This is a genomic window from Streptomyces sp. NPDC048434 (assembly GCF_043200375.1).
In the GTDB taxonomy this organism is placed as follows: Bacteria; Actinomycetota; Actinomycetes; order Streptomycetales; family Streptomycetaceae; genus Streptomyces.
Map to the genome: position 1 here is coordinate 62,095 of NZ_JBICXQ010000001.1, position 22,587 is coordinate 84,681.

At 68.2% G+C, this 22,587-nt stretch carries 18 protein-coding genes and 1 pseudogene; 11 read left to right on the top strand and 8 right to left on the bottom strand.

Going from position 1 to position 22,587, the window contains the following annotated elements; translation table 11 throughout:
• The 3 genes from ACGFWI_RS00215 to ACGFWI_RS00225 form a co-directional block, all read right to left on the bottom strand.
• The gene (locus ACGFWI_RS00215; protein ID WP_393903618.1) at nt 1–3,024 is read right to left on the bottom strand and encodes a DEAD/DEAH box helicase; all 3,024 of its coding nucleotides are present in this window, start codon (nt 3,022–3,024) and stop codon (nt 1–3) included.
• An 86-nt stretch (nt 3,025–3,110) separates the two neighbouring features.
• A complete protein-coding gene (locus ACGFWI_RS00220) occupies nt 3,111–4,490 on the bottom strand; it encodes a serine/threonine-protein kinase (RefSeq protein WP_393903619.1) in 1,380 nt (459 codons plus the stop codon).
• 187 nt (nt 4,491–4,677) lie between these two features.
• Entirely contained in the window at nt 4,678–5,439 is a 762-nt protein-coding gene (locus tag ACGFWI_RS00225) for a DUF6338 family protein (protein WP_393903620.1), read from the bottom strand.
• A gap of 280 nt (nt 5,440–5,719) precedes the next feature.
• Between ACGFWI_RS00225 and ACGFWI_RS00230 the strand changes: the two genes are divergently transcribed.
• Nucleotides 5,720–8,440: a CHAT domain-containing protein gene (locus ACGFWI_RS00230; RefSeq protein ID WP_393903621.1), complete on the top strand. Its 2,721-nt coding sequence runs from the start codon at nt 5,720–5,722 to the stop codon at nt 8,438–8,440.
• A 1,074-nt stretch (nt 8,441–9,514) separates the two neighbouring features.
• Here ACGFWI_RS00230 and ACGFWI_RS00235 read toward each other — a convergent pair.
• Nucleotides 9,515–10,171: a response regulator gene (locus ACGFWI_RS00235; protein WP_393903622.1), complete on the bottom strand. Its 657-nt coding sequence runs from the start codon at nt 10,169–10,171 to the stop codon at nt 9,515–9,517.
• Nucleotides 10,172–11,091: 920 nt separating this feature from the next.
• Here ACGFWI_RS00235 and ACGFWI_RS00240 point away from each other — a divergent pair.
• From ACGFWI_RS00240 to ACGFWI_RS00265, 6 genes are all read left to right on the top strand, one after another.
• Nucleotides 11,092–12,081, top strand: a complete 990-nt coding sequence (locus ACGFWI_RS00240) for an alpha/beta hydrolase (protein ID WP_393903623.1) — start codon at nt 11,092–11,094, stop codon at nt 12,079–12,081.
• Nucleotides 12,074–13,402: an acyltransferase gene (locus ACGFWI_RS00245; protein WP_393903624.1), complete on the top strand. Its 1,329-nt coding sequence runs from the start codon at nt 12,074–12,076 to the stop codon at nt 13,400–13,402. Before ACGFWI_RS00240 ends, ACGFWI_RS00245 begins: the two co-directional genes overlap by 8 nt.
• Before the next feature lie 78 nt (nt 13,403–13,480).
• Nucleotides 13,481–14,170: a class I SAM-dependent methyltransferase gene (locus ACGFWI_RS00250; RefSeq protein ID WP_393903625.1), complete on the top strand. Its 690-nt coding sequence runs from the start codon at nt 13,481–13,483 to the stop codon at nt 14,168–14,170.
• A gap of 122 nt (nt 14,171–14,292) precedes the next feature.
• Nucleotides 14,293–15,057: a thioesterase II family protein gene (locus tag ACGFWI_RS00255; protein WP_393903626.1), complete on the top strand. Its 765-nt coding sequence runs from the start codon at nt 14,293–14,295 to the stop codon at nt 15,055–15,057.
• A 304-nt stretch (nt 15,058–15,361) separates the two neighbouring features.
• Nucleotides 15,362–15,805 (top strand): PRC-barrel domain containing protein, encoded by a 444-nt coding sequence (locus tag ACGFWI_RS00260; protein ID WP_393903627.1) that lies wholly within the window; start codon nt 15,362–15,364, stop codon nt 15,803–15,805.
• 114 nt (nt 15,806–15,919) lie between these two features.
• Complete coding sequence (locus ACGFWI_RS00265) at nt 15,920–16,321, top strand: ATP-binding protein (protein ID WP_393903628.1); 402 nt, start codon at nt 15,920–15,922, stop codon at nt 16,319–16,321.
• Nucleotides 16,322–16,382: 61 nt separating this feature from the next.
• On the opposite strand, the gene ACGFWI_RS00270 is transcribed toward ACGFWI_RS00265, so the two are convergent.
• Complete coding sequence (locus tag ACGFWI_RS00270; RefSeq protein WP_393903629.1) at nt 16,383–17,339, bottom strand: NAD-dependent epimerase/dehydratase family protein; 957 nt, start codon at nt 17,337–17,339, stop codon at nt 16,383–16,385.
• 112 nt (nt 17,340–17,451) lie between these two features.
• Between ACGFWI_RS00270 and ACGFWI_RS00275 the strand changes: the two are divergent.
• Nucleotides 17,452–17,781, top strand: a pseudogene (locus ACGFWI_RS00275) (IS701 family transposase); the annotation flags it as partial.
• Nucleotides 17,782–18,034: 253 nt separating this feature from the next.
• Nucleotides 18,035–18,394 carry an ATP-binding protein gene (locus tag ACGFWI_RS00280; protein WP_393903630.1) on the top strand — a complete coding sequence of 120 codons (360 nt, stop codon included), beginning with the start codon at nt 18,035–18,037 and terminating at the stop codon, nt 18,392–18,394.
• A 251-nt stretch (nt 18,395–18,645) separates the two neighbouring features.
• Here the strand turns inward: ACGFWI_RS00280 and ACGFWI_RS00285 are convergent, their stop codons facing one another.
• Together ACGFWI_RS00285 and ACGFWI_RS00290 are read right to left on the bottom strand one after the other, a co-directional pair.
• Nucleotides 18,646–19,092 (bottom strand): GNAT family N-acetyltransferase, encoded by a 447-nt coding sequence (locus ACGFWI_RS00285; RefSeq protein ID WP_393903631.1) that lies wholly within the window; start codon nt 19,090–19,092, stop codon nt 18,646–18,648.
• A 100-nt stretch (nt 19,093–19,192) separates the two neighbouring features.
• A complete protein-coding gene (locus ACGFWI_RS00290; protein WP_393903632.1) occupies nt 19,193–19,315 on the bottom strand; it encodes a hypothetical protein in 123 nt (40 codons plus the stop codon).
• Between the two features lie 114 nt (nt 19,316–19,429).
• Between ACGFWI_RS00290 and ACGFWI_RS00295 the strand changes: the two genes are divergently transcribed.
• Nucleotides 19,430–19,657 (top strand): DUF6458 family protein, encoded by a 228-nt coding sequence (locus ACGFWI_RS00295; protein ID WP_393903633.1) that lies wholly within the window; start codon nt 19,430–19,432, stop codon nt 19,655–19,657.
• Nucleotides 19,658–19,965: 308 nt separating this feature from the next.
• Complete coding sequence (locus ACGFWI_RS00300; RefSeq protein WP_393903634.1) at nt 19,966–21,858, top strand: glycoside hydrolase family 15 protein; 1,893 nt, start codon at nt 19,966–19,968, stop codon at nt 21,856–21,858.
• Between the two features lie 188 nt (nt 21,859–22,046).
• Here the strand turns inward: ACGFWI_RS00300 and ACGFWI_RS00305 are convergent, their stop codons facing one another.
• Nucleotides 22,047–22,409 (bottom strand): STAS domain-containing protein, encoded by a 363-nt coding sequence (locus ACGFWI_RS00305; protein WP_393903635.1) that lies wholly within the window; start codon nt 22,407–22,409, stop codon nt 22,047–22,049.
• Nucleotides 22,410–22,587 lie beyond the last annotated feature (178 nt).

Genomic DNA, 22,587 nt, shown 5'->3' on the forward strand with positions numbered 1-22,587 from the left:
TCACAGGGCGGCGCGCGGGGGCGAGTGGCGGAAGGGCGACGAGGACGGGGCGGCGAGGGAGACGGGACGGGTTCCGTCGCCGTTCCCGCGGGCCGTGTCCGTGCCGGCTTCGGTGTCCGGCGCCAGTACCGCGAGGACCCGCAGCAGGGGCCGGCCCGTCGTCAGCAGCGAGTCGGCCAGATCGGCGAGGCGTTTCCGGGTGCGTTCCCCGTCCAGCGTGGGCTGCTCCCAGGCGCCGAGGCGCAGCTTGTACTCCTCGACGGGCCGGCGCAGCGGTTCGTCCCAGGCGTCGCGGTGGGCGTTGAGGAACGCCTCGGCGGTCTCCAGGACGCGGGGGAGGGCCGCGCGCAGGGGCGCGGGATCGCGGTAGCCCCGCTTGTTCGCCATGGCGGGGCCCACACCGGCACGCCGCAGCAGGGACACCATGTCGTCGACGGCCAGCCCCTCCCGGGCGGCCTCCCGCCAGGTCACGCCCATCCACTTCACGACGGTGGGCCGGCCCAGCTTGTTGGAGTACACGCCCTGGACCAGGTAGACCGGCTCCGCCACATTCGACGTGATCATCGGCGCCTCCTGGCGGCCCAGGCCGACGAGAACCTTGTCGGTGAGCCATTCGACGACCGGGTGCAGGTCCGTGAGCAGGGAGATCTCGGGCCAGCTCGACGTGGACGACTGCCGGGCCCGCTGGAGCGAGTGCTCGGCGAGACGGCGGTTGAAGGTCACCAGCAGCCGTTCCCGTAGCCGCTGCTCGCGCAGGTAGTCCGAGGGGAGGGCCTTGAGGCGGTGGACGAGTTCCGCCGGCGGGCGGAAGGACAGCAGCCCGGACTGCTCGTCGCGGTCCAGGTCCAGCCGGTCGCGGGCGTCCGGATACACCTCACGCAGCGCCTCGTCCATGAAGTGGGCGGTGGAGTCGAAGAGGCGAGGGAGTACCGGGTTCGCGTCGGCGGCGTCGGCCGACGACGGCGTTCCGTCCGGAGCCGGCTCGTCACGCTCGTCGGCACCCGGGCCCCCGGCTGTCTCCGCGGTCGCGTCCACCGCGCCGAAGAAGTCCGCGAGGAAATCGTCCAGACCGGCGTCCTGGCCCTCGGCGCCGGCGCGAGGGGTGTCCAGGGACTCGTCGACGGTCCTGCCCCGCAGCAGGTCCTGGATGAGGGATCGCTCCTCGGCCTCCGCCCGGTACAGGCCGGTCACCGCCTCCGCCGTTCCCAGCGAGCGGTGCGCCTGGTCCTCGCGTTCCAGCAGCCGCTCGGCGACCACTGTGTCGTCCTTGGCGCCCGCCACCTCAGTGGTGAGGATCAGCGCCCGGAACTGCGGCGGGTGGGCCTGCCCGTACCGGTCGATACGGCCGTTGCGCTGCTCAATTCGGATCAGCGACCACGGCACGTCGTAGTGCACCAGCTGGTGGCACTGCCGGTGCAGGTTGACGCCCTCGGAGGCCACGTCACCGGTGAGCAGGACCCGGACGGGGGTGTCGGCCAGGCCGAATTCCTCGACGCAGGCCATCTGCTGCTCGTCCGAGAGGCCGCCGTGCATGACGCGGACGCAGTCGCGGGCCGCGCGGCCACGGAAGCCGAGGGCGGCGGGCAGCAATTCGGCCAGCCACTCCAGGGTCTGAACCCGCTCGGAGAACACCACGACCCGTGTCTCGGAACCGGGCCCCACCCCGATCTCCTCGCGCAACTGCCGTACCAGGGCGGCGAATTTCGCGGAGTCCGTCTCGGTGAGGTCGCCGGCCAGCTCCGACAGCCGGTACAGGGCGGCGAGTTCGGCCTCGGTACCGCGCCGGTCCTCCTTCTTCTCCAGCGTCTTGATCCGCGCGGAGACCGTGGCCCGCAGCGCGGCAGGGGAGGAGAGGAACGACTTCAGCAGCGTGTAGGGGAAGAGAGGAACGGCGCTGACCGAGGTGCCGCCGTCACCGGGCAGCCAGACGGCGGCCAGCTCCTCGAAGATCCGCTCCTCCGCGGGGGTGGCCGAACAGTGCACCGAGCGGGAGGGGCCCCGGTCCGCCCACTGGCCCTTCATCTGCTCGCGGACCTCTGGGCTGATCTTCGTCCGCCGGATGAACAGGTGCTCGATGTCGGCCGCGCGGTAGTTCTCCGCATCGCGGATCGCCACCGGGTCCAGCAGCTGGATCAGTTCGGCGAAGGACCGCGCGTCGCCGTTGTGCGGGGTCGCGGAGGCCAGGATCAGGGCGTCCGTGCGGGGGGCGAGGGTGCGCGCGAGCTGGTTGCGCAGCGAACCGCGGTTGATCAGGTTGTGCGACTCGTCGATGACGACCGCGTCCCAGCGGATCTGCTCCAGATGGTGCTGGTACTGGTTGGTGTTCTTGAGCGTGTCGATGGAGACGATGACCCGCTTGAACGAGGTGAACGGGTTGCGGCCGGCCGGGATCTCCCGCTGGATCCGCTCGATGCCCACCGAGTCCAGCCGCACCAGCGGGATCGCGAACCGCGTCCACAGCTCGTGCTGGAACTGCTCCAGCACATGCTGCGGGGTGACCACCAGGATGCGTTCGCCCCGGCCGCGGCGGATCAGCTCGGCCAGGGTCAGGCCGATCTCCAGGGTCTTGCCGAGGCCCACCACGTCCGCGATCAGCAACCGCGGGCGCAGATTGGCGCCGGACAGGGCCAGCTGGGCCGGGCGCCGCTGGTAGGGGAGCGGATCCATCAGGAACGAGTCGGCGAGCGCCAGGCGGCGTTCCGACTGGGGCAGGGCGGTGCGGCGCAGCACCGCCTCCAGGAACAGCCGGGAGCGGCGGTAGTTCGGGGAGTCGTCCATGACGAGTCTGGTCGCGCCCGGGTCGAGCAGTTCGATGCGATCAAGACCGGAGAAGAACACGGCTTCCTGGTCGCGGACGAACTCCGACACGCCGGTGACCTCGATGCGCGTCCCGTCGTCGGACGTCGGCATCGAGCTCTTGACCAGCCACTCCTCGTCCCGCACGACCACCAGGGCACCGGCCGGGTACTGCTCCTGGTCACTCGTGGTGCCGCTCTGCTCCGCGATGGTCTGGACGGCGGTCACCGGTGGCCTCCTGAAGCGGGTCGATCGTGTGGGTGCGGGCCCTCTTCGGGGCTCGCCCATTATCGCGGGTCTCAGGGGCGTACGGGTCAGAAGGGTGTACTGGCCGCATACGCCTCGCGCAGCCGCCGCGCGGTGGTCCGGGCCTGTGCGGAACTCCGCAGGGAGGGCCGGTCCGCTCCGCCGCGTCTGGCCGCGCGGCGTGAGGACAATTGCGCGGCGGAGCTCGCGGCGGTCGGGTCCTGGGCCGGACCGGCGGCGGTGGCCCCGGCCCGGGACCGGGCCCGAGAGGCAGGCGCAGAGTCGGCACAGGCATCGGCGAGCGGCTCCGGCGGGGTGCCGACGCGGCGGAACAGGAGGCGGGGATCGGCGGGCGGCTCCGCCGGAGCGGGCACGGGTGACACCTCGGGGCCGGCCGGGGAGTCGTCCTGCCGTCGCCGAGTCGGCGGGGGGCCCGCCGCTTCCCGCTCCTTCTCGGCAGGCGGAGAAGCGAGAGGAGTCCCGGCCGTCCCGGACGCTGAGCGCGCCTCCGGCCCGGACGCCCGGTCGACGGCGAGGAGATCGTCCAGGACGTGAGTGGGAGCGGCCGTGTAGGTGGTGAGCCTGCGGCGTGCCTGGGCGACCTTCAGCCCCTGCGCCTCGATCAGCGCGCGGCATTCGCGGACGACCCCGGCGAGATCCGGCCGGTCCTGCGGACGGTGGGCCACCATGGCGGTGAGCAGCGGCACCAACTCGTCCGGGACCCCGGACAGATCGGGTGCAAACGCAGGGTCGACGACCTGGTGGAACAGCAGATGGATGTTGTCCGCACGGTAGGGCGGATGGCCCGAGGCAGCGAACAAGAGGACCGCGCCCAGCGCGTACACGTCGACCGCGGGTGTCAGGGGCTTCTCGCCGTTGGCCTGCTCGGGCGGCATGCAGGAGGGTGTGCCGACGACCGTGTGCGGTGCCGTCAGCGACACACTCGACTCCGCGAACACCGCGAGCCCGAAGTCGATCACCTTGGGTCCGTTCGGCCCGAGCAGCACATTGGCCGGCTTCAGATCACGGTGCAGCAGACCCTGCCGGTGCACGGTCGCCAGGGCCTCGGCCAGGGTCGCGCCCAGAGCCGCGGTCAGCAGCGCGGGCAGCGGACCGTGGGCGGCCACGTGTCGGCTCAGGTCGAGGCCCTCGACGTACTCGGTCGCCAGCCACGGGCGCTCCGCCTCCGGGTCGGCGTCCAGGAGGGCGGCGACCCGGGCACCCCAGATCGTCTTGAGGATCTCCACTTCCTGCGCGAATCTCGTCCGCGTCTCGGAGTCCACCACGGACGGCTTGATCACCTTCACGGCGGCCGGTTCGCCGCCGGGTGACTCGCCCAGATACACCTGGCCCATCCCGCCCTGCCCGATCCGGCCGAGCAGCTCGTATCCGCCCAGCTCGGTGGGGTCGTCGGGGCTGAGGGGGGCGATGTGCACCTGAGGCCTCACTTTCAGCACGGTCGAAACGGGGCAGGCAGCACCTGCCAAGCTAGACCACGCCCGGAGGGGAAAGCATGCCACTCAGCTCGGGTGACTCGGGCGAACCCTGATCCGGGCTGCGGTGAACGCGCGACGGTTCCGCAGGGCGGCCGCCTCGCGTCACTCTTCGTCGGCCGTGCCGGTGCGGGTGCCCGGCTCAGCGACCGGAGGCGGCGTCGACGGAGCCTGCGTCGGCTCGGGCTGGCTGCCGACGGGCCGGTACCCCCTCTTCCCGTTGGGGTCCAACTGCGGTCGTGTCTCGGTCACCTGTCGTGTCTCCCTCTTCGGCCCCAGGAGGTACCTCGACGAAGTCGAGGAACTCCACATCGTCCATCCGAATATAGATCCCACCGGAATGCGGCAGTGGGTGTTCGAGCGATCCGGCGCCGGACACGGTCCATGTGGTCTGCAGATACAGGTCTGCGGCTTCCGGGTAGCCGGAGGTGTAGGACCTCTCCCCGTAATATCCGCCCACCCAGAGGCCGCTCTTCAGACGGGCACGTACCAGACAGTGGCTCCGACGCTGGAAGACCTTGTCCCATGCCGTGGGGATCGGGTCGTAGGTGGACCGACTTCCTCGAGAGCTCAGCCAGGAGGCGAGCCAGGCGGCGGCGGCCGGCACCACGATCAACAGGGTTGTCGCCGCCAGTGCGGTGATGCGAGGGTTGTCGGCTGCGCCGGTCAGCCAGCCCCGGCGTCGGTCATAGACGAGACGCACCAACCACGGGCCGGCGAGCAGGACGTAAAGGGTGTCGAGAGCGATCCCGGCGGTGACGGCTCGGAGTATGCGCTCTCCGAGATCTCTGTGACCCGGCACCGGACCACGGGAGCGTTCACGGACGAACTGGTAGGTCACGCCGGGGAGTACCAGAAGGAGAACGATCACGACCTGGGTGACCGTGGTGGGCGCGTGCGGCATCGTCGTATGCCTTTCCGAACAGCGGGTGCAGGATCCTCGCGACCTGGTGGCCTGATGTCCCTGATCCCACGATGACTTGCGGGTACCGCAGACATACTGGCGTGGCGAATGCTCACTGTCGGGGAGGTCGGAACAACTGATGCGGGACCATCTGCTTCGGATACGCACCACGTGGGTCGACAGTCTCGCAGCTCGGGTCTGCCACGAACTCAGACCCGACACATGCCGTTCCCAGATGTTCCCCCCGTGGGTCGCGAATGACCCACTGACGCTTGCCGCCGTGCTGACCCGCATTGCCATGGAGGACATCGGGTGCCGCTCTCCGCAGGCCATCGGCGATCAGCTCCGATCGACCGGTCTCGTCCTCCCAGGGATTCCCGGAGCGATGGTGGCCCGCGACCTCGTCATGCCGGTCCTGCGCACGGTTCGCCGTGATGGCGTGCCGTGGGAATGGTGGTGGGACGTTGGCGGACTCCATGCCTTGCTGATCGAGTTGTGGGCTGGACGCCGACTGTCGACACATTCACCGGAGAAGGTCCGCGACGAACTCACGGCAGTTTGGTGCTTTGAGGACGACCGGCTTGTCGACACTGTCCTGGACAACGCGGAGGATCCCTTCACCTTCCTGCCCCCGGATCTCCTGCACGAGTCCGCCACCGGAACGGCGAAGGTGTGCGCGGAGTACCTCGTCACCAGAGACTTGATGAAGATCACCCTCCCTGACGCTTTTCTGAGCACCAGGCCGGGGCTGGCTGACCGACCGGACCTCATGGAGGTCGCGAAGCGCTGGCACCACCGCATCGATCTGGAAGAGACCGTTCATCGCCTCAGGGCTCTCTCGCCAGACCTGTTGACGGGTTTACGCAGGGACCTCGACGCGTGGGACGCCCAGATGGGTCAGCTGGCATCTCACCTGACGGCACATGAGCTCAAGCTGATCGTGACCACGACGGAGGATGAACGGTACGGCGAGGAGTGCCTTCGGGCGGGTCGGGGCCTGCATCGAGCCGAACTGTACCCGGATGACGCTTTGTTGTGGCAGCCGGATTCCGTCGCCCGGGACCCCTCGGTACCCGACTGGATGGCCGAGGAAGTCATCACTTGCGGAACCCGCTTCTTCCACACACAGGCAGGTCCTCACCCCGTCTGGCTGGCCACAGTGGAGACGGACACGCATATGGCGGCCGTGCGGACGTTCATGGAGCCGCCAACACGGTATGGCATCGGAGTCGAGGACTACGGTGACGGCCTGAGGCTGTGGTTCGAGTTTCCCACGCTTCCGGCCGACCCCGATCCTCCGTTCCAGGCCCCGTACACCTACTCCCTCTCCTGGGTGGAACATGCTCTGGAGCTCCTGCATCTTGCGACCGTTGGGTACGCCCGCCTCAGTGTCGTCCGGCTTGTCGGCGACGGTGAGCTCAGGGCAGTCGGCAGCATCTGGCTCGGGCTGCCGGAAGAGGTGTGCGCCCGGGCCAAGGAAGCCGCGATCGCAGCGCTCCGTCGGCTGGTCGGGGACGAGACGCAGACCATAAGGCAAAGGATCGCCCTAGAGGGGCACGATCAGGCCGCAGAGGTCGCCTTCCAGACCTGTGAAACCGCGAAGGGCGAGGACATCCACGATGAGCTCGCCCTGGAGTCCGACGCCGATGAGTACGAATCCTTCATGGCCGCCGCACGGCACCTCGCCTGGGTGCGTTCTCGGCATGCCGCTGGCCTGCTTGACGGGAAACGCCCGTCGGATGAAGACGCGGAGCTGAAGGCAGCTGTTGAGGCCAGGCAGCGCCACCTTGAACTGCTTCGGGCGGCCACAGGGCGAGGTAACGGCAAGACGCGATGGAGTCACCGCTCCGACAAACCCTCTGTGGACGAACAAACAGCGTTCGTCCATCTCATCAACCGGTACGGAACCCTCCAGCTCGCGGTGTGCCGGACCCGTGCGGGCCACTCGCACTTTGACCTGGTGTCGTGTGAGGAGTTCCCCCTGGGGCCTCTCGCAGGCGCAGTTGATGAATGGGCACGGCAATCACCGGATCACCCTCGACGTGTGTGGCACGACTACCTGCAGCAATTGGTCGCCGAGTGCGGAGGGCTGGCACGAGCCATCATCGAGACGGCCGCGCCTCGTGAGTTCCGTCGGCTGGTGCTCAGCCCCACGGCTCCGATGGAGCTACTGCCCCTTCACGCAGCTCCGGTCGACAGCGCCCGCACCTCGACTCTGATCGATGCTTTCGATCAGGTGGTATACGCCCCCACGGCTCGAGTCGTGTCCGCCATCGAGAGTTCCCAGCGGCACGCGGCCGTGGTCGAGGTGCTGGTGGTGGCACACGGCGGTGGTCACCTCCCCGGCCTTGAGCTGATCAGCGGGCCCCTGTGCGAAGCCGACGTGATCGCCGACCTCCACAACAGCGTGGAAGTCCTCACGCAAGAGGAGGCGACCCCGGACCGCGCTCTGCACATGATGTCCATGGCCCGGATCGTCCATGTCGCGGCACATGGCCTCACACACCCGAATCGCTGGGCTGCCGGACTCGCTCTGCACGGCGATTCACTCGGTGGAGCCATGCTCACTTCCAGCGGGGTCCTCGCTGACGGAGTCTTCTCCAGTGTCGACCTGGTCATCCTGAACGCTTGCAGAACGGGCACGCATGAAGGCACCGGTCGTACCGTGCAGACCTTGCGCAGCATCGAGTCCGCGTTTCTCGCCCGCGGTGCAAAGGCAGTCGTCTCCACCCTATGGGACATCACTGACCTGCAAGGTGTCGTGTTCTCCGCTGTGCTCCACGCACATCTCGGCGTCGGCGCGGACTCCCACACCGCTTACGCCCGCACCATCCGCTACCTACGCGAACATCGGTGGCGAGTGTCCTCAGAGGCAGGTCCGGTGTTCGCCGCCGAATCAGCCATCGGCGCGATCCTTCCGGACTGGCGGAGCCATATTGACCAACAGGTCGACGAGAACCCGCTGTTCTGGGCCGCATTCAAGATCACCGGAGTTGTCTGAGCCACTGCTCATAACCGCTCCCTTTCGGCATGCCGTCAGGCTCGGAGTTTGTCCACGCCGGAAAGGAAAGGCTTTGCTACGTCAGCGCTCCGGGCTGTGGTCCCGTCGATGCTCGGCCGGGCACCGCTGCCACAGTTCGATGAGCGTCGCGAATCGTGAAGTGACCCGCTGCGAATCGCTTGTCCGCGAAGTCGACCGCGACGACTTGTTCCATCACGGTCAACAGGTGTGAGGACAGCGATACGTTCTGCGTGGGCGACTGTCAGTCGGTACCTCAGCTGTCCTTCGCGACTGGTCACCGGGAGTGAATCCGTGTAGTCGCCCGCCTCGGCGTAGGCAGACGGGAGCCTGAGGAGGTCGTCGGCGAGGCCGACGATGGCGGCAGGCGTGAACGCATCGCCGTCCTCCCTGTCGAATTCGGCGAATGCACGCTCGGCCGTCCGGACCGAGGCCCGCATCATCTCGGCTGGGTCCAGGGCATCTCTCCTGGCCACTTCCCGGCCCCACTTGGTCGACGCTGCAGCGCCACCACGGTGACGCTCGTTTGACGCTCGGGGAGGCAGACGGCCGCTCAGAGCGGCCGTGAACGTACGCTGGCCTGCGGCTATGATGCTTCCGCGTTATGGCACGTCTTTCCTATGACGCATCATGTGGAGTGTGTTTCAACGACCGGCTATTTCCCTCAGTTCGACAGGGCTGCTCGGGACCGAGGCGGCCCGTGGTGGGCTCCTCCAGCGAAAGCACCTCGGGTTCACGTGCCAGGTCGATTCGGCACCGCATACCGCCCGAGTAGTTGCGCGGCAGCTTCCGGGCGGAACCGAGCACCTTGCCGGTCGGCACCTCCATCGTCACCTCGTCCACAGTCACGCGTCGAGCTGAACCTCATGGCAAATCAATCGACGTGGATCGCGGCGGTCAGCGGGGAAGCCGGACGTCGCTGGCAGGTCCGAGCTCCATTGGAAGGCCAGCGGTCAGCGGATAATGCCTTCCGGGGCAGTCGCAACAGCATCGGTGCGGGCGATGCCACGAAGAAGCTCTTGGTGGGGCCACGCTGGAAGGAACGGGTCCAGGGGTTTACTGGCCCGCGACGACCAGGCCGGCCTCGTAGGCGAAGACGGCGGCTTGTGTGCGGTCGCGGAGGCCGAGTTTCACCAGGATGCGGCTGACGTGGGTCTTCACGGTCTGTTCTGCGATGACCAGGCGGGCGGCGAGTTCGGAGTTGGACAGGCCCTGGGCTATCAGGCCGAGTACCTCGGTTTCGCGCTCGCTGAGGTCCGCGACGCGCTCGCTACGGAGGCGGGGCGTGTGCATCCGGGAGAATTCCTCGATCAGTCGCTTGGTTACCGTCGGCGCGAGCAGGGCTCCGCCCCGGGCGATGGTACGTACCGCGTCAGCGAGTTGATGGGCCGAGGAGTCCTTGAGGAGGAAACCGCTCGCTCCGACGCGCAGGGCCTCGTAGACGTACTCGTCGGAATCGAAGGTCGTGAGGATGATGATCTTGACGTCCGGGTTGTCTTCGGTGATCCTCAGCGTCGCTTCCAGGCCGTTGAGGACGGGCATCCGCACGTCCATCAGCACGATGTCCGGGGTGAGTTCCCCGACCTGGTGGACCGCGTCCTCGCCGTTCACGGCCTCGCCCACCACGTCGATGTCCGGCTGTGCATTGAGCAGGATGCCGAAACTCTCCCGGATCAGGGTCTGGTCGTCGGCGACCAGTACGCGGATCGTCATACAGCCTCACCCTCGTTCGTGGGCAGAGACGCCGTCACTTCGTACCAGCCGTCTTCTCGTGGCCCGATCTTCAGGGTGCCGCCCGGTGTGGAAGCCCGCTCGCTCCTGCCCAACACGCCGTGCCCCTCCCCGTCTGACGCCGCGCACCCGTTGCGGGCTGTTGGAAACACGTAGGCGGATGTCAGTCCGGCCGTAGGATATCTCGAACTCGACCTGGCAGCCCGGGGCATGGTGCAGGGCGGGCTCGGCGCCTCCTGGACGATCCGGAACGCCGACAGCTCCAACGTGCGGGGGCAGCGGCAGCGGCGCCACCAGCGAAAGCCATCAGGCCGCCATGGGCTACACCAGAGTCGGCACGATCGCAGGGGCTTTTGCGCAGGCGAGGACCGCGGCGCGCACCCACATCCGATCCAGCCGTCCGAGACGGCCAGGGTGTTGGGCATCGCCAGATCCACCGCGAAGAACGCGGCCAGCACGGCCGGGAGCTTCCGCAGTGCGCGGTTCCGCACGTGGGGCAGGAGAGGTGCACGCCGGGCCGGATCTGCGGTATGGCTCGCGCCGAAGCCGGGCGGGAAGTCAATGCCGAGGCGGACCGGGAAGTCAGCGCGTACACCTGACCAGGAATGCGGGTGGCTCGCCGAGATCTTCGAGGTGGTGCCGCGTCGGGTGCTGTAGCCCGCCGCCGGCCCTCGGCGGCTTCGGCGATGGGGTGCCTCCTCCTCGGTCCACCACGGAGCCCGTGAGGTCTCGGCGGTGATCCTCGGCCCGGTGTTGAATCAGTAGCTCTTGTTGCTGATTCACGAGGGGCAGTCATACCGCAGAGCCACAAATGCAGTTGGCGCCTGAGTGTGACGATTTCCCGCACGCAAAATCCTAGCCTTCCAGTCAGTTGAGCGAATGACGGGAAGGAACGGCTGTCAATGCGAGCACGTAAATGGGGGAGACGTGGGCTGCTGGTGGCCGTTGCCGCAACCATTGTGTTGTCGGTCGGTGCCGCTGCCCGGTCCGCAGTTCCCGGTACGCCCTCACCGCCACGTCTTCCCGCGGTCACGGCCGGGACGCTGGACGCGCGCTACGCCGTGAACCGGGCCGCCATCGCCGCGTCCGAGCGTGCCGCGCACCGGATCGGGGACCGCGACCGGGAACGTCATCTGCACCAACTGGCCATTTCTGGCAGGCACTTCCTTTCCTTCGGGGCGGCAGGCGACGGCCAGGCGGTGGAGGTGCTCGGTGATCTCGCCGCGGCGCGCCGGATCGCCGTTGTGGTGCCGGGGTCGGACACCACGATCGACACCTTCGACTACCTCGGCTCGCGCCGGGCCTCGCTCGGCGGCGGCGCCCGTGCGCTCCACGACGAGCTGCGCCGGGTCTCGCCCACCCCAGTGGCCGTGGTGGCCTGGTACGGCTATCGCGCACCCCGGACCATGAGCCGGGATGTGCTGAGCACCGCACGCGCGACCGAGGGCGGCAGCCGGTTGCGGCGGCTGCTGGACGAGTTGCGGCTGGCGAGCCCTGCGGCACGTGTGACGCTCCTGTGCCACTCGTACGGTTCCGTGGTCTGCGGCAGCGCCGTCGGCGGCACGGGTCGCGCGGCGCCCTCGTCCCTCGCCGGCCTCGCGGTCTTCGGCAGCCCCGGTATGGGCGTGGGGTCCGTGGCCGAGCTCCACGGCATCCCGGTGTGGGCGGGGCGGGGAGCGGACGACTGGATCGCGGGGGCCCCGCACGTCAGCCTGCCCGCATTCGGCGGGACGCTGGGCTTCGGTGCCGACCCGGTTTCCCGGCCGTTCGGTGCCAAGCACTTCGACGCGGGGACCGGCGGGCACAGTGACTGTCTCGCTCCGGGAAGTCTCCCGTTGCGCAACCTCGCGCTGATCGCCGCGGGGCGGACATCGGAGGTCTCCCGTGGCTGACGTACGCCTCCGCCCCGCCGTACGACTTCGCCCCGCCGTACGCCTCCGCCCCGCGGCCCCGCCCAGCGGGGCGCCGATATCCGGCAGTAGCGTGTCCGCCGGCCCGCCGCCGCTCTTCGCCCGACTGCACGCGCTGGTACTCCGGATCGACGCGGCCACCCCGGCCGACCGCGACCGCGCGATCGATGTGCTGCGGGCCCTGTCCGCCCTCGGCGTCGTGCTCGGCCACTGGCTGGTGACCGCGGTGACGCTGCGAGCCGACGGCCATCTCATGGGGGACAGCCCGCTGCGTCACCTGCCGGCTCTGGCGCCGGTGTCCTGGGTGCTGCAGCCGCTGGCGATCTTCTTCTTCGTCGGCGGACGGGTCGCGGCCCGGGGCTACGCCACCGCCCGGTCCGCACGCCCGGACCACGGCCGCTGGCTGGCCCGGCGGCTGCGCCGGCTGCTGCGGCCGGTGGGAACGCTGCTGTTCCTGTGGCTGCTGGTGGTGCTCGGTCTGGCCGCCGCCGGCGTCGCGCACGAGACGATCAGCACGCTGCTGAACCTGGTGGTCTCGCCCCTGTGGTTCCTGCTGGTGTTCATCGTGCTGACCGCCGCCACCCCCCTCGTCCGGCGGACACCGGGGCGGATCGCCGTCGGGGCATGTGCCGTGGTGGCCGTACTGGACGTGGCACATTTCGCAAGCGGTGGTGTCGCCTGGGTCGAGACGGTCCGCAATGTGAACGTCCTCGCGGGCTGGCTGGTGCCGTACTGCCTGGGCGCGGTGTGGGCCGCCGGCGGCTTCGCCCGACGCCGGCACGCGGCCGGCCTGCTGGTCACCGGAGTCCTGGCGACCGCCGCACTGATCGTGTGGGGCGGCTATCCCGCCAGCATGGTCGGTGTTCCCGGCGCCGCCCTGTCGAACCTCAACCCGCTCTCGCTCGCCGCTGTCACGTTCGGCCTGGCCCAGTGCGGTGCGGCCCTCCTGCTGTGCGGCCCGCTGCGGCGCCTGGTCGGACACCCGCGGTCCGCCGCCCAGCACCCGCCGGGCGGGCAACGGACGGCCACACCCGGTCAGTTCGCCTGGGCGGCGGTGGCCCTGATGAACCTCTCCGTGATCACGATCTTCCTCTGGCACCAGACCGCGATGCTCTTGGTCACCGCGGTCACTCTCCCGCTGACGGGTCCGCTCTTCGGCCTCCACACCGCGCCCGACGCGTCGGCCTGGGTCCTGGCCCGCCTGGTGTGGGTGCCGGTGTTCGTCCTGCTGCTGGTGGCACTGTGCCGGGCCTTCCAGCACGTGGAGGTCGACGCGCGGAGCAGCCGGAACAAGGCTCCGTGAACCGCCCGCGTGCGGAACCTCTCTGACATGACAGATCACCTCGTGCCCGCTGCTGCGACGGAGGCAAAAATGCAAGCGATGACGACCGAATACGTCGGCGCCCTGTATGTGAAATACCAGGACTCCCTGTGCAAGGTGCGCGACGCCCAGCGGCAGTTTCTCCGGGACCGCGGCAAGTCGATGAAGGCTCAGCTCGACGACTACGAAGCGGAGATCACGTACCTGCTGCTGCGTGAGCTGCGCCCCGATGTCGTGACGGAGATCGGGACCTTCTACGGCTGGTCGACGAGGTGGATCCTGAGCGCGCTTCGCGACAACGGGAACGGTCACCTCCACTCGTTCGACATCGTCGACAACGTCGTGCGCAACGTGCCGGCGGAACTCGCGGGGGAGCGCTGGACGTTCACCATGGGAGACGTCCGGGAGAACCTGGCGAAGATACCCGCCCGGACCGACTACCTCTTCATCGACGCCGACCACGGGGCGCGCTTCGCCCACTGGTACATCGACAACCTCTTTCCCGCCGTCCCCGCGGGAACACCCACCAGCGTCCACGACGTCTTCCACGGACGGCGCCCGAAGCCGCTCAGCGAAGGCTCGGTCATCGTCAAATGGCTGGCCGAGACGGGCATCGAGTGCTTCACGCCTTCCACCGCCAAGGCCCCACAGGTGACGGCGGAGCTCGCCGCCGTCAAGAAAAGGCTGGGCCTGGACGAGCCGGTCCGCGTCAGTGACCACAACCCGATGATCTTCTTCAATCTGCCGTAGGGCCTACGGGGGTGATCCGACGGCGGGAAGGAAGAAGGCGAGCGGCCCCGGTACGCGTACCGGGGCCGCTCGGTGTATGCGAGCCCGGCGCTTACCCAGGTCCGGCACCTAAACTTCCCCGCATGCCTCTCTCTTCCGGCCCGCTCTCCACCCCGTGGCTGCGTACCTACCAGCCGGTGGCCGCACCCCGGCTCCGGCTCGTCTGTTTCCCGCACGCCGGCGGCTCGGCGAGTTTCTTTCGCTCCTGGCCCCGGCACCTCCCGTCCGACTGGGAAGTGAGCGCGGTGTGCTACCCGGGACGTGAGGCGCGGATGGACGAGCCCGGCATCACGAGCATGACGGAACTCGCCGGCCGGATCGCCGACGAGCTGGCACCTCATATGACGCCCCGTACGGTCTTCTTCGGTCACAGCATGGGGGCATCCGTGGCGCATGAGGTCACGGCGTTGCTCACCGGGCGCGGGGTGGCTGGCCCGGCAGCGCTCCTCGTCTCCGGCCGGGCCGCTCCCCATCGCCTGCGGCGCCTCGGCAAGGGGGACCTCACCGATGAGGAGTTGCTCGCCAGGGTCGGCGGGCTCGGCGGCCCGGGGGCGGATTTCCTGCAGGACCCCGAGCTGCGCGAGCTGTTCCTGCCGCCGATCCGTGCGGACTACGGGCTGCTCGAAGCGTATGTGGCGGAACCCAAGGCACCTGCCGTTGACATTCCCGTGGTCGCGTACTTCGGGACGGACGACCCCGACCCGGCCCCCGACGACGTCCGGGCGTGGGCGGAGCTGACCTCGGCCCGCTGTGACGCGCGCGCATTTCCCGGGGGGCACTTCTACCTCCTCTCGCAGGAAGCCGAGCTGACCCGCGACATTCAGGAGCGACTCGTCGCCCTCGGATGAGGCCCGGTGCGGCGTCGGCCGAAGTCTGACGTGCGGTCGGAGGCGCGCGGCGTTATCCGGCCCTTTGCGCGGTACTCCGTTCGCCGAAAAGCGGCCGGTCCGCTCCCGCATCTGCTGGTAAACGGCATCGGACGGTTCCGGTCTCCGCGCTTTCGCACGCTGTTTTGGATACAGGTCTCGGGGCAGCAGAGCACTGTCGGGATGACCGACATGCTGGAAAGAGCCCGTCACCGTTCCCCTTTGTTTATGGGCAGGAACAGGGGCGGGATGAGCCTGCTATCGCGTCGCGCTGAAGGGATTTCGCATGAGTTCCCATGTCTGGGGATACCTTCCCGACTCCGGGTATCGGGCGGGCACGGCCCTCGCGGGGTACAGCGTCGAAGCCGTTGACGGGAGTATCGGCAAGGTCGACAAGCATTCCGATGAGGTCGATTCCGCACACCTTGTCGTCGGCACCGGCCCTTGGATCCTCGGGAGGCGGGTCGTGCTGCCGGCCGGCACGGTGACCGGTATCGACCAGGGCGAGGAGAAGATCTACGTCGGCCGCACCAGGCAGGAGATCAAGGACGCGCCGCCTTCGAGGGGGATGGGCACGAGGGCAGTGCTGACCACCTTCATCAGGTCGGGGTGTATTTCGGGGGATTTCCCCTCGTGTGAGGCGTGCTCGGCGTCGGAGGGGGCGGCCGCCGACCGGGTGGCCGCCCCCTCCGGCGCCGAGCACGCGCGGCGTCGTGGAGGTGGTGCGTGAACCCTCGGATCCGGGGAAGCCGTCAGAGGACCTTCTCGTAGAAGTGGCCTGCTACGCGGCCCCTGGATGAGGTGGCGGTGGATTCCCAGGGCATGGAGATGGACAGGGCGTGAGGTGACAGATGTGGCGGGTGCGCAACAGACCCCAGTGAACAAAGCGGCGGAGGCGCGGGCCGGTGTTCATGAGCTGCTGAGCGCTCACCGTCCGCGGATCGGTGAACTCTCCATGATCGACGCCCTGCTGGTCACCTCGGAATTGGTGACCAATGCCCAGCGCCATGGAAACGGGCTTTCCGGTTTCTCGGCCCGGATCGTGGCCGATCGACTGGAAGTGACCGTTGCCGATCGCAGCCGCCGGCAACCCGCCACGGCCGTCGGACGTGAAAAGTATGCGGTCGGTGGATATGGGTGGTCGATGATTCAGCAACTCACGGCCTGTGTCGTCATTATCCCGACGGCGGGCGGTAAGGCCATTACCGTTACCCTTCCGATCACCTTCGACCGCGCGCCCGAATGATGTCCCAGTACTCCGGCCGTAAATCGTGATGGTGGCTGTGCAGCCCGGCGTACTCCGGAGATCAGGTTCCAGCGAGCAGTTTCGCCTCTTCTTCTCGGGACAATCCGTGGCCCAGCGGCGGCTCGCCACGCGCGCGGTCCCACGCCAGCACATCAGCGACGGTCACCGCCAACGGAGTCGCGGGCATACCGGCGGCTCGGGCGCGAGCCGGGCTGCGCTGCTGCGTCGGCCACATCGATTCGGGGCGGATCAGAGGGAAGAACGGCGACACTGCTTCGGCGGGCACCGGAACGACCTCGACCTGGCTGCCCGCGACCTGCGCGCAGGTGGTGATCAGCTCGGACATCGTGGTCGGCTCGGCTGGACCGACGGCATGGAACGCACCGGGTCTGTCGTCCACCAGCAGCTGCACCACGAGGCGGGCCAGGTCACGCGAGTCGATCACCTGAACCGGCTGCTCAGGGCGGCTCGGCAGGGCTACCCGACCGCCACGCGCGGCCCGGCGCACCCAGTACGTGAGCCCATTCTGCACGTCGTTCGGCCCGACCACCTTCCCCGGCCGCACGATCGTCGCCCGTGATCCGTATCTGGCCAACACGTCGTCCTCGCAGGCCGCTTTGAGTGGCCCGTAGGTCTCTTCGTTCAAGTCCTCGGTGTCACGGACCGGTGGCCGACGCGGTGTGTTCTCGTCCGAGCCCGGCCCCACACCCGTCCGCGCATACACCGCATGACTGGAGATGAACAGGTACCTGCCGACTCGGTCGCCGAGCGCCTCCATTGCCTGCCCGACGTGGCGCGGCACATACCCGCTGACATCGACTACTGCGTCCCAACTACCGTCCTGCAAGGCCGTGTAGTCACCGGTGTCTCGGTCGCCGATACGCCTGGGCACATGCGGAAACAGCTCGGATCCCGTCCGGCCCCGACCGAACAGGGTCACCTCCGCGCCCGCACGCAGGGCATCGTCCACGAGGGCCCGGCCCACGAACGAGGTGCCGCCAAGTACGAGGATGCGCATGGCGCCCGACAATAACGGCCTGCGCACGCCGCCTCCGTAGCATTGATCGTGGTCTCGCGGGCGGCGGTCGATGAGGAGACGGGTGCAGCAACCGCTGATCATCGGGGCGTGAAGACGCCGGGTGGCGGCAGCCTTCCAGTCCGCCAAGGGCCTGGCCGGACTCGACGAGCGCCAGGTCCGCCGCTTCGCGTCCTGGACCCGCTGGGCCACCCTCGCCATGCTCGCCCACGCCTTCCTCGCCGCCGTCCGAGCCGACGAACACGGCCTACATTCCGGACCGGACGACCTGATTCGACTCGGCTGCAATGAGATCCAGCGCCTGTTCACCCTCACGCTCGTCAGCCAGCAGGTCCACGACCTGACCCACCGGCTCAGCTGGTCCGATGGGCGACGCCGCCACCGAGCCCGTGCCCAGGCCGGCCATGACCGCCGACAAGCCGCGAACCGATCACGAAGCTCACGATCTACGGCTGGAGTCCTGGCCGGTGTGACACGGCCGGGCACTTCACCCTGGTCGGCAGTGTGCCGCCGCTTGCGCCCGTACCCGCTGTGGCCTCGGCAAGGGGGCCTGAGAGTATTGCCGTCCCGCCGTCCTGCCGTGCGAGAAGGCCCCGGCCGGCAATGCCCGCCGGGCAGGCGGACACGGGACACGGCGCCGCCAGGACGGCGTGGGCGCATTGAGGTGGAAGAGTGTGATGCGGGGAGTACCTGTAAGAGCAGCCGAGGCACGCAACTTTGTGCACGACATGCTGCACAGGCCAGGCAGCCCGGTCGATGACCTGGCTCTCGTCGATGCCCTCCTGGTGACCACGGAGCTGGTCACCAACGCCCAGCGGCACGGGGGAGGGCTCACCGGGTTCACCGCGCGCATCACCGAGGGATACCTGGAGGTGGCGGTCGAGGACGGAAGTGACCGCTGCCCCACCGCTTCCGCCCCTCGTGCCCCTGACGCCACCGGAGGATGCGGCTGGCCCCTGATACAACGCCTGGCCCGCACCATCGACATCACCGTGACCGTGACCGGCAAGACCATCCGTGTGACGCTGCCGCTCTGATGTCCGCGTCTGATGCCCAGGTCTGATGCCCAGGTCTGATGCACTCCGCCCCACCCGTCGTCGTGTGCGTCGGCCAGGTCGGGCGCCGGACAGTATGCGGACGACCAGGCTTCACCCTGCCCACTGGCAGGAGGCGTTCGAGGGCTTGATGAGCGGATAGCGGGACGGTTCGCCCGGGTCGAACCCCCACACCGCGTCCGATAGCAGTTGCTCGACTGTCGACATGCCCGGAGCAACGAGCTCCGGGAGAGTCAGGATTGGGAAAGGCGCAAGTCGATCCAGGGGATGCTGTCGCCCGGCAGCAGGTATCGCTCGATCTCGACGAACCCGTGATTGCGTGCGAACCGCAGACCGTCCTCGTTGGAGGACAGGACGACGGTCTCGATCACTTCGGCGCCGAGCTCCCGCGCCCGGCTGAGCCCGCGCGCATAGAGTTCCTCGCCGAACCCCTGACCACGGTGAGCGGCGAGCACTCGGGCGATCACTGTGACCGTCAGCGTGTCGTCCGTAGGCGCGCGCACCGTGCTGCATCCGATGAGGTCGTCACCGGAATACGCGACCTCCAAGTGGTGGCGCTGCGCACGTTCCCGCACCTCATCCAGCGAGAGGAGGTGGGTAGGAATGATCACGTTGTGGACGTGCTGCCAGTCCTTGAGGGTGGCGTCGTCGTCCGGCTGTTGAATGCGAAGGTCAGACATCGCAACAGGAGACCCGCGTCCACCTCGGACGTCAACTCCATTTGCCACCCGAGCGAGTCGCCGGTGTCGCTGAAGGCGCGCGCTGCCAGGCCGGTGCCCATCAGGACGCCAAGGCGGAGTACTGGGAGCGCGGCAGCGTCAAGTCAGGCCGCTCTCCGCGGAGTTCGTGGATGACCTGGGCCAGCACGCTGGTGGCTCCGGCAACGAGCGGCAAGGTGGTCATACGCACCCGGCAGGGCGCCCCCCGGTCACGCGGAAGCGCCTCGACTCATGAATGAGCTCCGCCGGGGCATACGGGAGTTCAGCAGCATTTGCGTACCGGAGGGAGAGGACGATCATGGGTATCGGCGGATGCATCGGGCTTATCGCGGTGGGTGCCATTTTGACGTTCGCAGTGGACTGGCACCTGTCCGGGGTCAATCTCGACCTGGTCGGGCTCATCATGATGGCCGTCGGAGTGATCGGTCTGGCGACCTATGTGAGCATCCTCAAGCGGCGGCGTGTCCAGCCGCCGTCTCCCGGAGCTCCGGTGGTCGACGTCGAGGAGACGCGTACCTACCGGTGAATGACGGGCCGGCCCAAAGGACCAGGCGCCCCAGGAATGCAAACTGCCCTCCCGTAGCCGTCGATGAATTCGGTCGGTGGGGGCCCTGCCGAGCGGCACGGCGGCAGACAGCCGCATTGCCGAGAGAGGCAGTTGATGAAAGACGACCGCACGGCAGGAGCGGCGTCCGTCCTGCACGGAGCGATATCCCCTCCGGACGGAGAGGGATTCGGGGACGCTGCTGACGGCAGATTTCTCCGGGCGGCTGATTCCGCGCCGGCGCCCGCGGCAGCTGGGAGCCGAGCGCCGCTCCGTCCGCAGGAGGCCGCATGCGGCGGGCTGGTGCATTCCGCGTGAGCGGCCGTCAAGCACCGGCGGGTGGTGTGGCGAACGAGGGCTATCTCCCCATCGCCGAACACGGGCTGATCGGCGACCTGCGGACCGCCGCACTGGTCGGGACCGATGGCCGCATCAACTGGTTCTGTGCCCCGCGTTTCGACTCGCCCAGTATCTTCGGCTCGCTGCTCGACGCACAGAACGGCGGGCACTGGCACATCAGCCCCGTCGGGGAGGTGGCCAAACGGCAGCAGTACTACTTCCCTGACACCAACATCCTCATGACGCGGATGCTGACCGAGAACGGCATCGTCGAGATCCAGGACTTCATGCCGATACGGGCGGAAGGGGACCGGAATCATCGGCAACGTCTGGTGCGGCGGGTGGTCAGCGTGCGGGGCGGCGCGCGTATCCGAGCAGTCATCGCCCCGCGCATGAACTACGGCCGGGACCCGCACAAGGTGGAATCCCAGCCGCACGGTGTGCGCTTTACGAGCGAGGCGCTGGAACTCTCGCTCCAGGCAAGCGTGACCCTCCATGCCGAGGGGCAGGACGCGGTCAGCGAATTCGACCTGACCGAAGGGCAGTCGGTGCTCTTTGTGCTGGAGTCCTCCGAACCGACCTGTGCCGAGCCGACCGTCGATCTGGTCGATGCCCAGGCCGCCGAGGAACTGTTCCGGTCCACCGTACGGTTCTGGCGCCAATGGCTGAGCCAGTCCACTTACACCGGCCGCTGGCGCGAAGTGGTGCACCGCTCGGCGCTGACCCTCAAACTCCTGACCCATGAGCCCAGCGGCGCCATCGTCGCCGCACCGACCCTCGGGCTTCCCGAACAGGTCGGTGGTGAACGCAATTGGGACTACCGCTACGTCTGGATTCGCGATGCGGCCTTTTCCCTCCACGCCCTGCTGCGCCTGGGTTTCACCCGTGAGGCACAGGCCTTCATCAGCTGGCTGACCGACTGCCTGCGCGGTGTACGTGGTGGTGAGCGCGGCCCGCTACGGGTGCTGTATTCCATCGACGGTCATGCCGAGCTGCCCGAGCAGATTCTCGACCACTGGGAGGGCTACCGAGGATCTGCCCCCGTCCGCGTGGGGAATGGCGCCGCCGGCCAGCTCCAGCTGGACATCTACGGGGAACTGTTCGACTCCATCTATCTGTTCAACAAGCACGGCGCCGGTATTTCCCACGAGAGCTGGATGGACCTGTGCACCATCCTCGACTGGCTCCTGGAGCACTGGGACGGTCCAGATGCCGGCATCTGGGAGACCCGCGCCGGACCGCAGCGCCACACCTCTTCGCGGGTGATGTGCTGGGTAGCGGTGGAGCGCATGATCCGAATGGCCCGCCAACGCGGCTTGCCGGGCGATCTGGGGCGCTGGATGTCGGAACGCGACAAGATCTACCACCAGATCATGGACCAAGGCTGGAGCGCGCAGGATCAGACCTTTGTCCAACGCCTCAGTGGCGACCCGGAGCAGCCACCGGAGAGCACTCTGGACGCCTCGCTCCTGGTGATGCCGATGGTCAAATTCCTCTCGGCCAACGACCCGAGATTCCGCTCCACCGTGCAGGCGATCGGCAAGAGTCTCGTCACGGACAGCTTGGTTTTTCGCTATGACCCGAAGGAGTCTCCCGACGGCCTGGACGGCACCGAGGGGACCTTCTCGATCTGCTCGTTCTGGTGGGTCGAGGCGCTGGCTCGCACCGGTCAGGTCGACGAGGCCAGGGTGGCACTGGAGAAGATGTTCACCTACGCCAACCACCTCGGTCTGTATGCGGAACAGATAGGGATGACGGGCGAACATCTGGGGAATTTCCCGCAGGCATTCACCCATCTCGCACTGATCAGCGCCGCCACGAGCCTGGACGGTTTCATGGGCTGAGCCGCCACTCGCTGACCGTGGTCAGGTGGGATTCTTCGCCGAAATGCAAGGCAGACGCGATGTGATGGAGCGACAGCGATCGCGAGGATCTGCCGGCCCAGGAGGAAGAGCACGCGGATGACCTGCGAGGGCCGCTGGAACGCATCCCGCAGGACAAGAAGACCGGTGGACGCGGGGCGCAGGGGTGCTCAGGCTTCGAGGGCGCGCGGCATGCTGTCGGCAAGCGTGAAGTACCCGGCAGTGCAGGTGACATCGAAGAGCCGACGGATGACTCGGTGGAACGGGCCGGCGACGATCAGCTTGCGCTCTTGCCGGTCGTGGGCACGCTGCGCGGCGAGCAGCACATGCAGCACGGTGGAGTCGGCGAAGTCGGTGAGGGACAGATCGATGACGGTACGCGGAGCGCCGGAGTCCTTCGCCGGCGCACACGCCTCTTCCAGGAGAGGGGCGCTGTCGTGATCGAGGGACCCGCTGACACGGACGACAAAGACCTCGTCGTCGACGGCATGAGTCACCACAGCCGGTGTATGGACGTACATGGGCGCCAGCATGTCACGAGTTTCGGCCACCGCTTCCAGGCAGTCTCCCGTTCGGTCAATCGACGGCCTCCCCCTCCGGAACGGGTCCCGCGTCAACAGGTCATCGAAGCGCCTCCCGCACGACGCCGGATCTCTCGCGCGGAATGCCACGCTGCGCCGGTCATACTCCGCGTGACAAATCCGGGAATTC

Excerpts from the sequence above, each read along its gene's own strand:
- ACGFWI_RS00280 (WP_393903630.1), top strand. The coding sequence starts at position 18,035 with ATGCGGGGAGTACCTGTAAGAGCAGCCGAGGCACGCAACTTTGTGCAC.
- ACGFWI_RS00250 (WP_393903625.1), top strand. The coding sequence starts at position 13,481 with ATGACGACCGAATACGTCGGCGCCCTGTATGTGAAATACCAGGACTCC.
- ACGFWI_RS00300 (WP_393903634.1), top strand. The coding sequence starts at position 19,966 with ATGCGGCGGGCTGGTGCATTCCGCGTGAGCGGCCGTCAAGCACCGGCG.
- ACGFWI_RS00260 (WP_393903627.1), top strand. The coding sequence starts at position 15,362 with ATGAGTTCCCATGTCTGGGGATACCTTCCCGACTCCGGGTATCGGGCG.
- ACGFWI_RS00255 (WP_393903626.1), top strand. The coding sequence starts at position 14,293 with ATGCCTCTCTCTTCCGGCCCGCTCTCCACCCCGTGGCTGCGTACCTAC.
- ACGFWI_RS00305 (WP_393903635.1), bottom strand. The coding sequence starts at position 22,409 with ATGCTGGCGCCCATGTACGTCCATACACCGGCTGTGGTGACTCATGCC.
- ACGFWI_RS00235 (WP_393903622.1), bottom strand. The coding sequence starts at position 10,171 with ATGACGATCCGCGTACTGGTCGCCGACGACCAGACCCTGATCCGGGAG.
- ACGFWI_RS00285 (WP_393903631.1), bottom strand. The coding sequence starts at position 19,092 with ATGTCTGACCTTCGCATTCAACAGCCGGACGACGACGCCACCCTCAAG.
- ACGFWI_RS00290 (WP_393903632.1), bottom strand. The coding sequence starts at position 19,315 with ATGACCACCTTGCCGCTCGTTGCCGGAGCCACCAGCGTGCTGGCCCAG.
- ACGFWI_RS00295 (WP_393903633.1), top strand. The coding sequence starts at position 19,430 with ATGGGTATCGGCGGATGCATCGGGCTTATCGCGGTGGGTGCCATTTTG.
- ACGFWI_RS00270 (WP_393903629.1), bottom strand. The coding sequence starts at position 17,339 with ATGCGCATCCTCGTACTTGGCGGCACCTCGTTCGTGGGCCGGGCCCTC.
- ACGFWI_RS00225 (WP_393903620.1), bottom strand. The coding sequence starts at position 5,439 with ATGCCGCACGCGCCCACCACGGTCACCCAGGTCGTGATCGTTCTCCTT.
- ACGFWI_RS00240 (WP_393903623.1), top strand. The coding sequence starts at position 11,092 with ATGCGAGCACGTAAATGGGGGAGACGTGGGCTGCTGGTGGCCGTTGCC.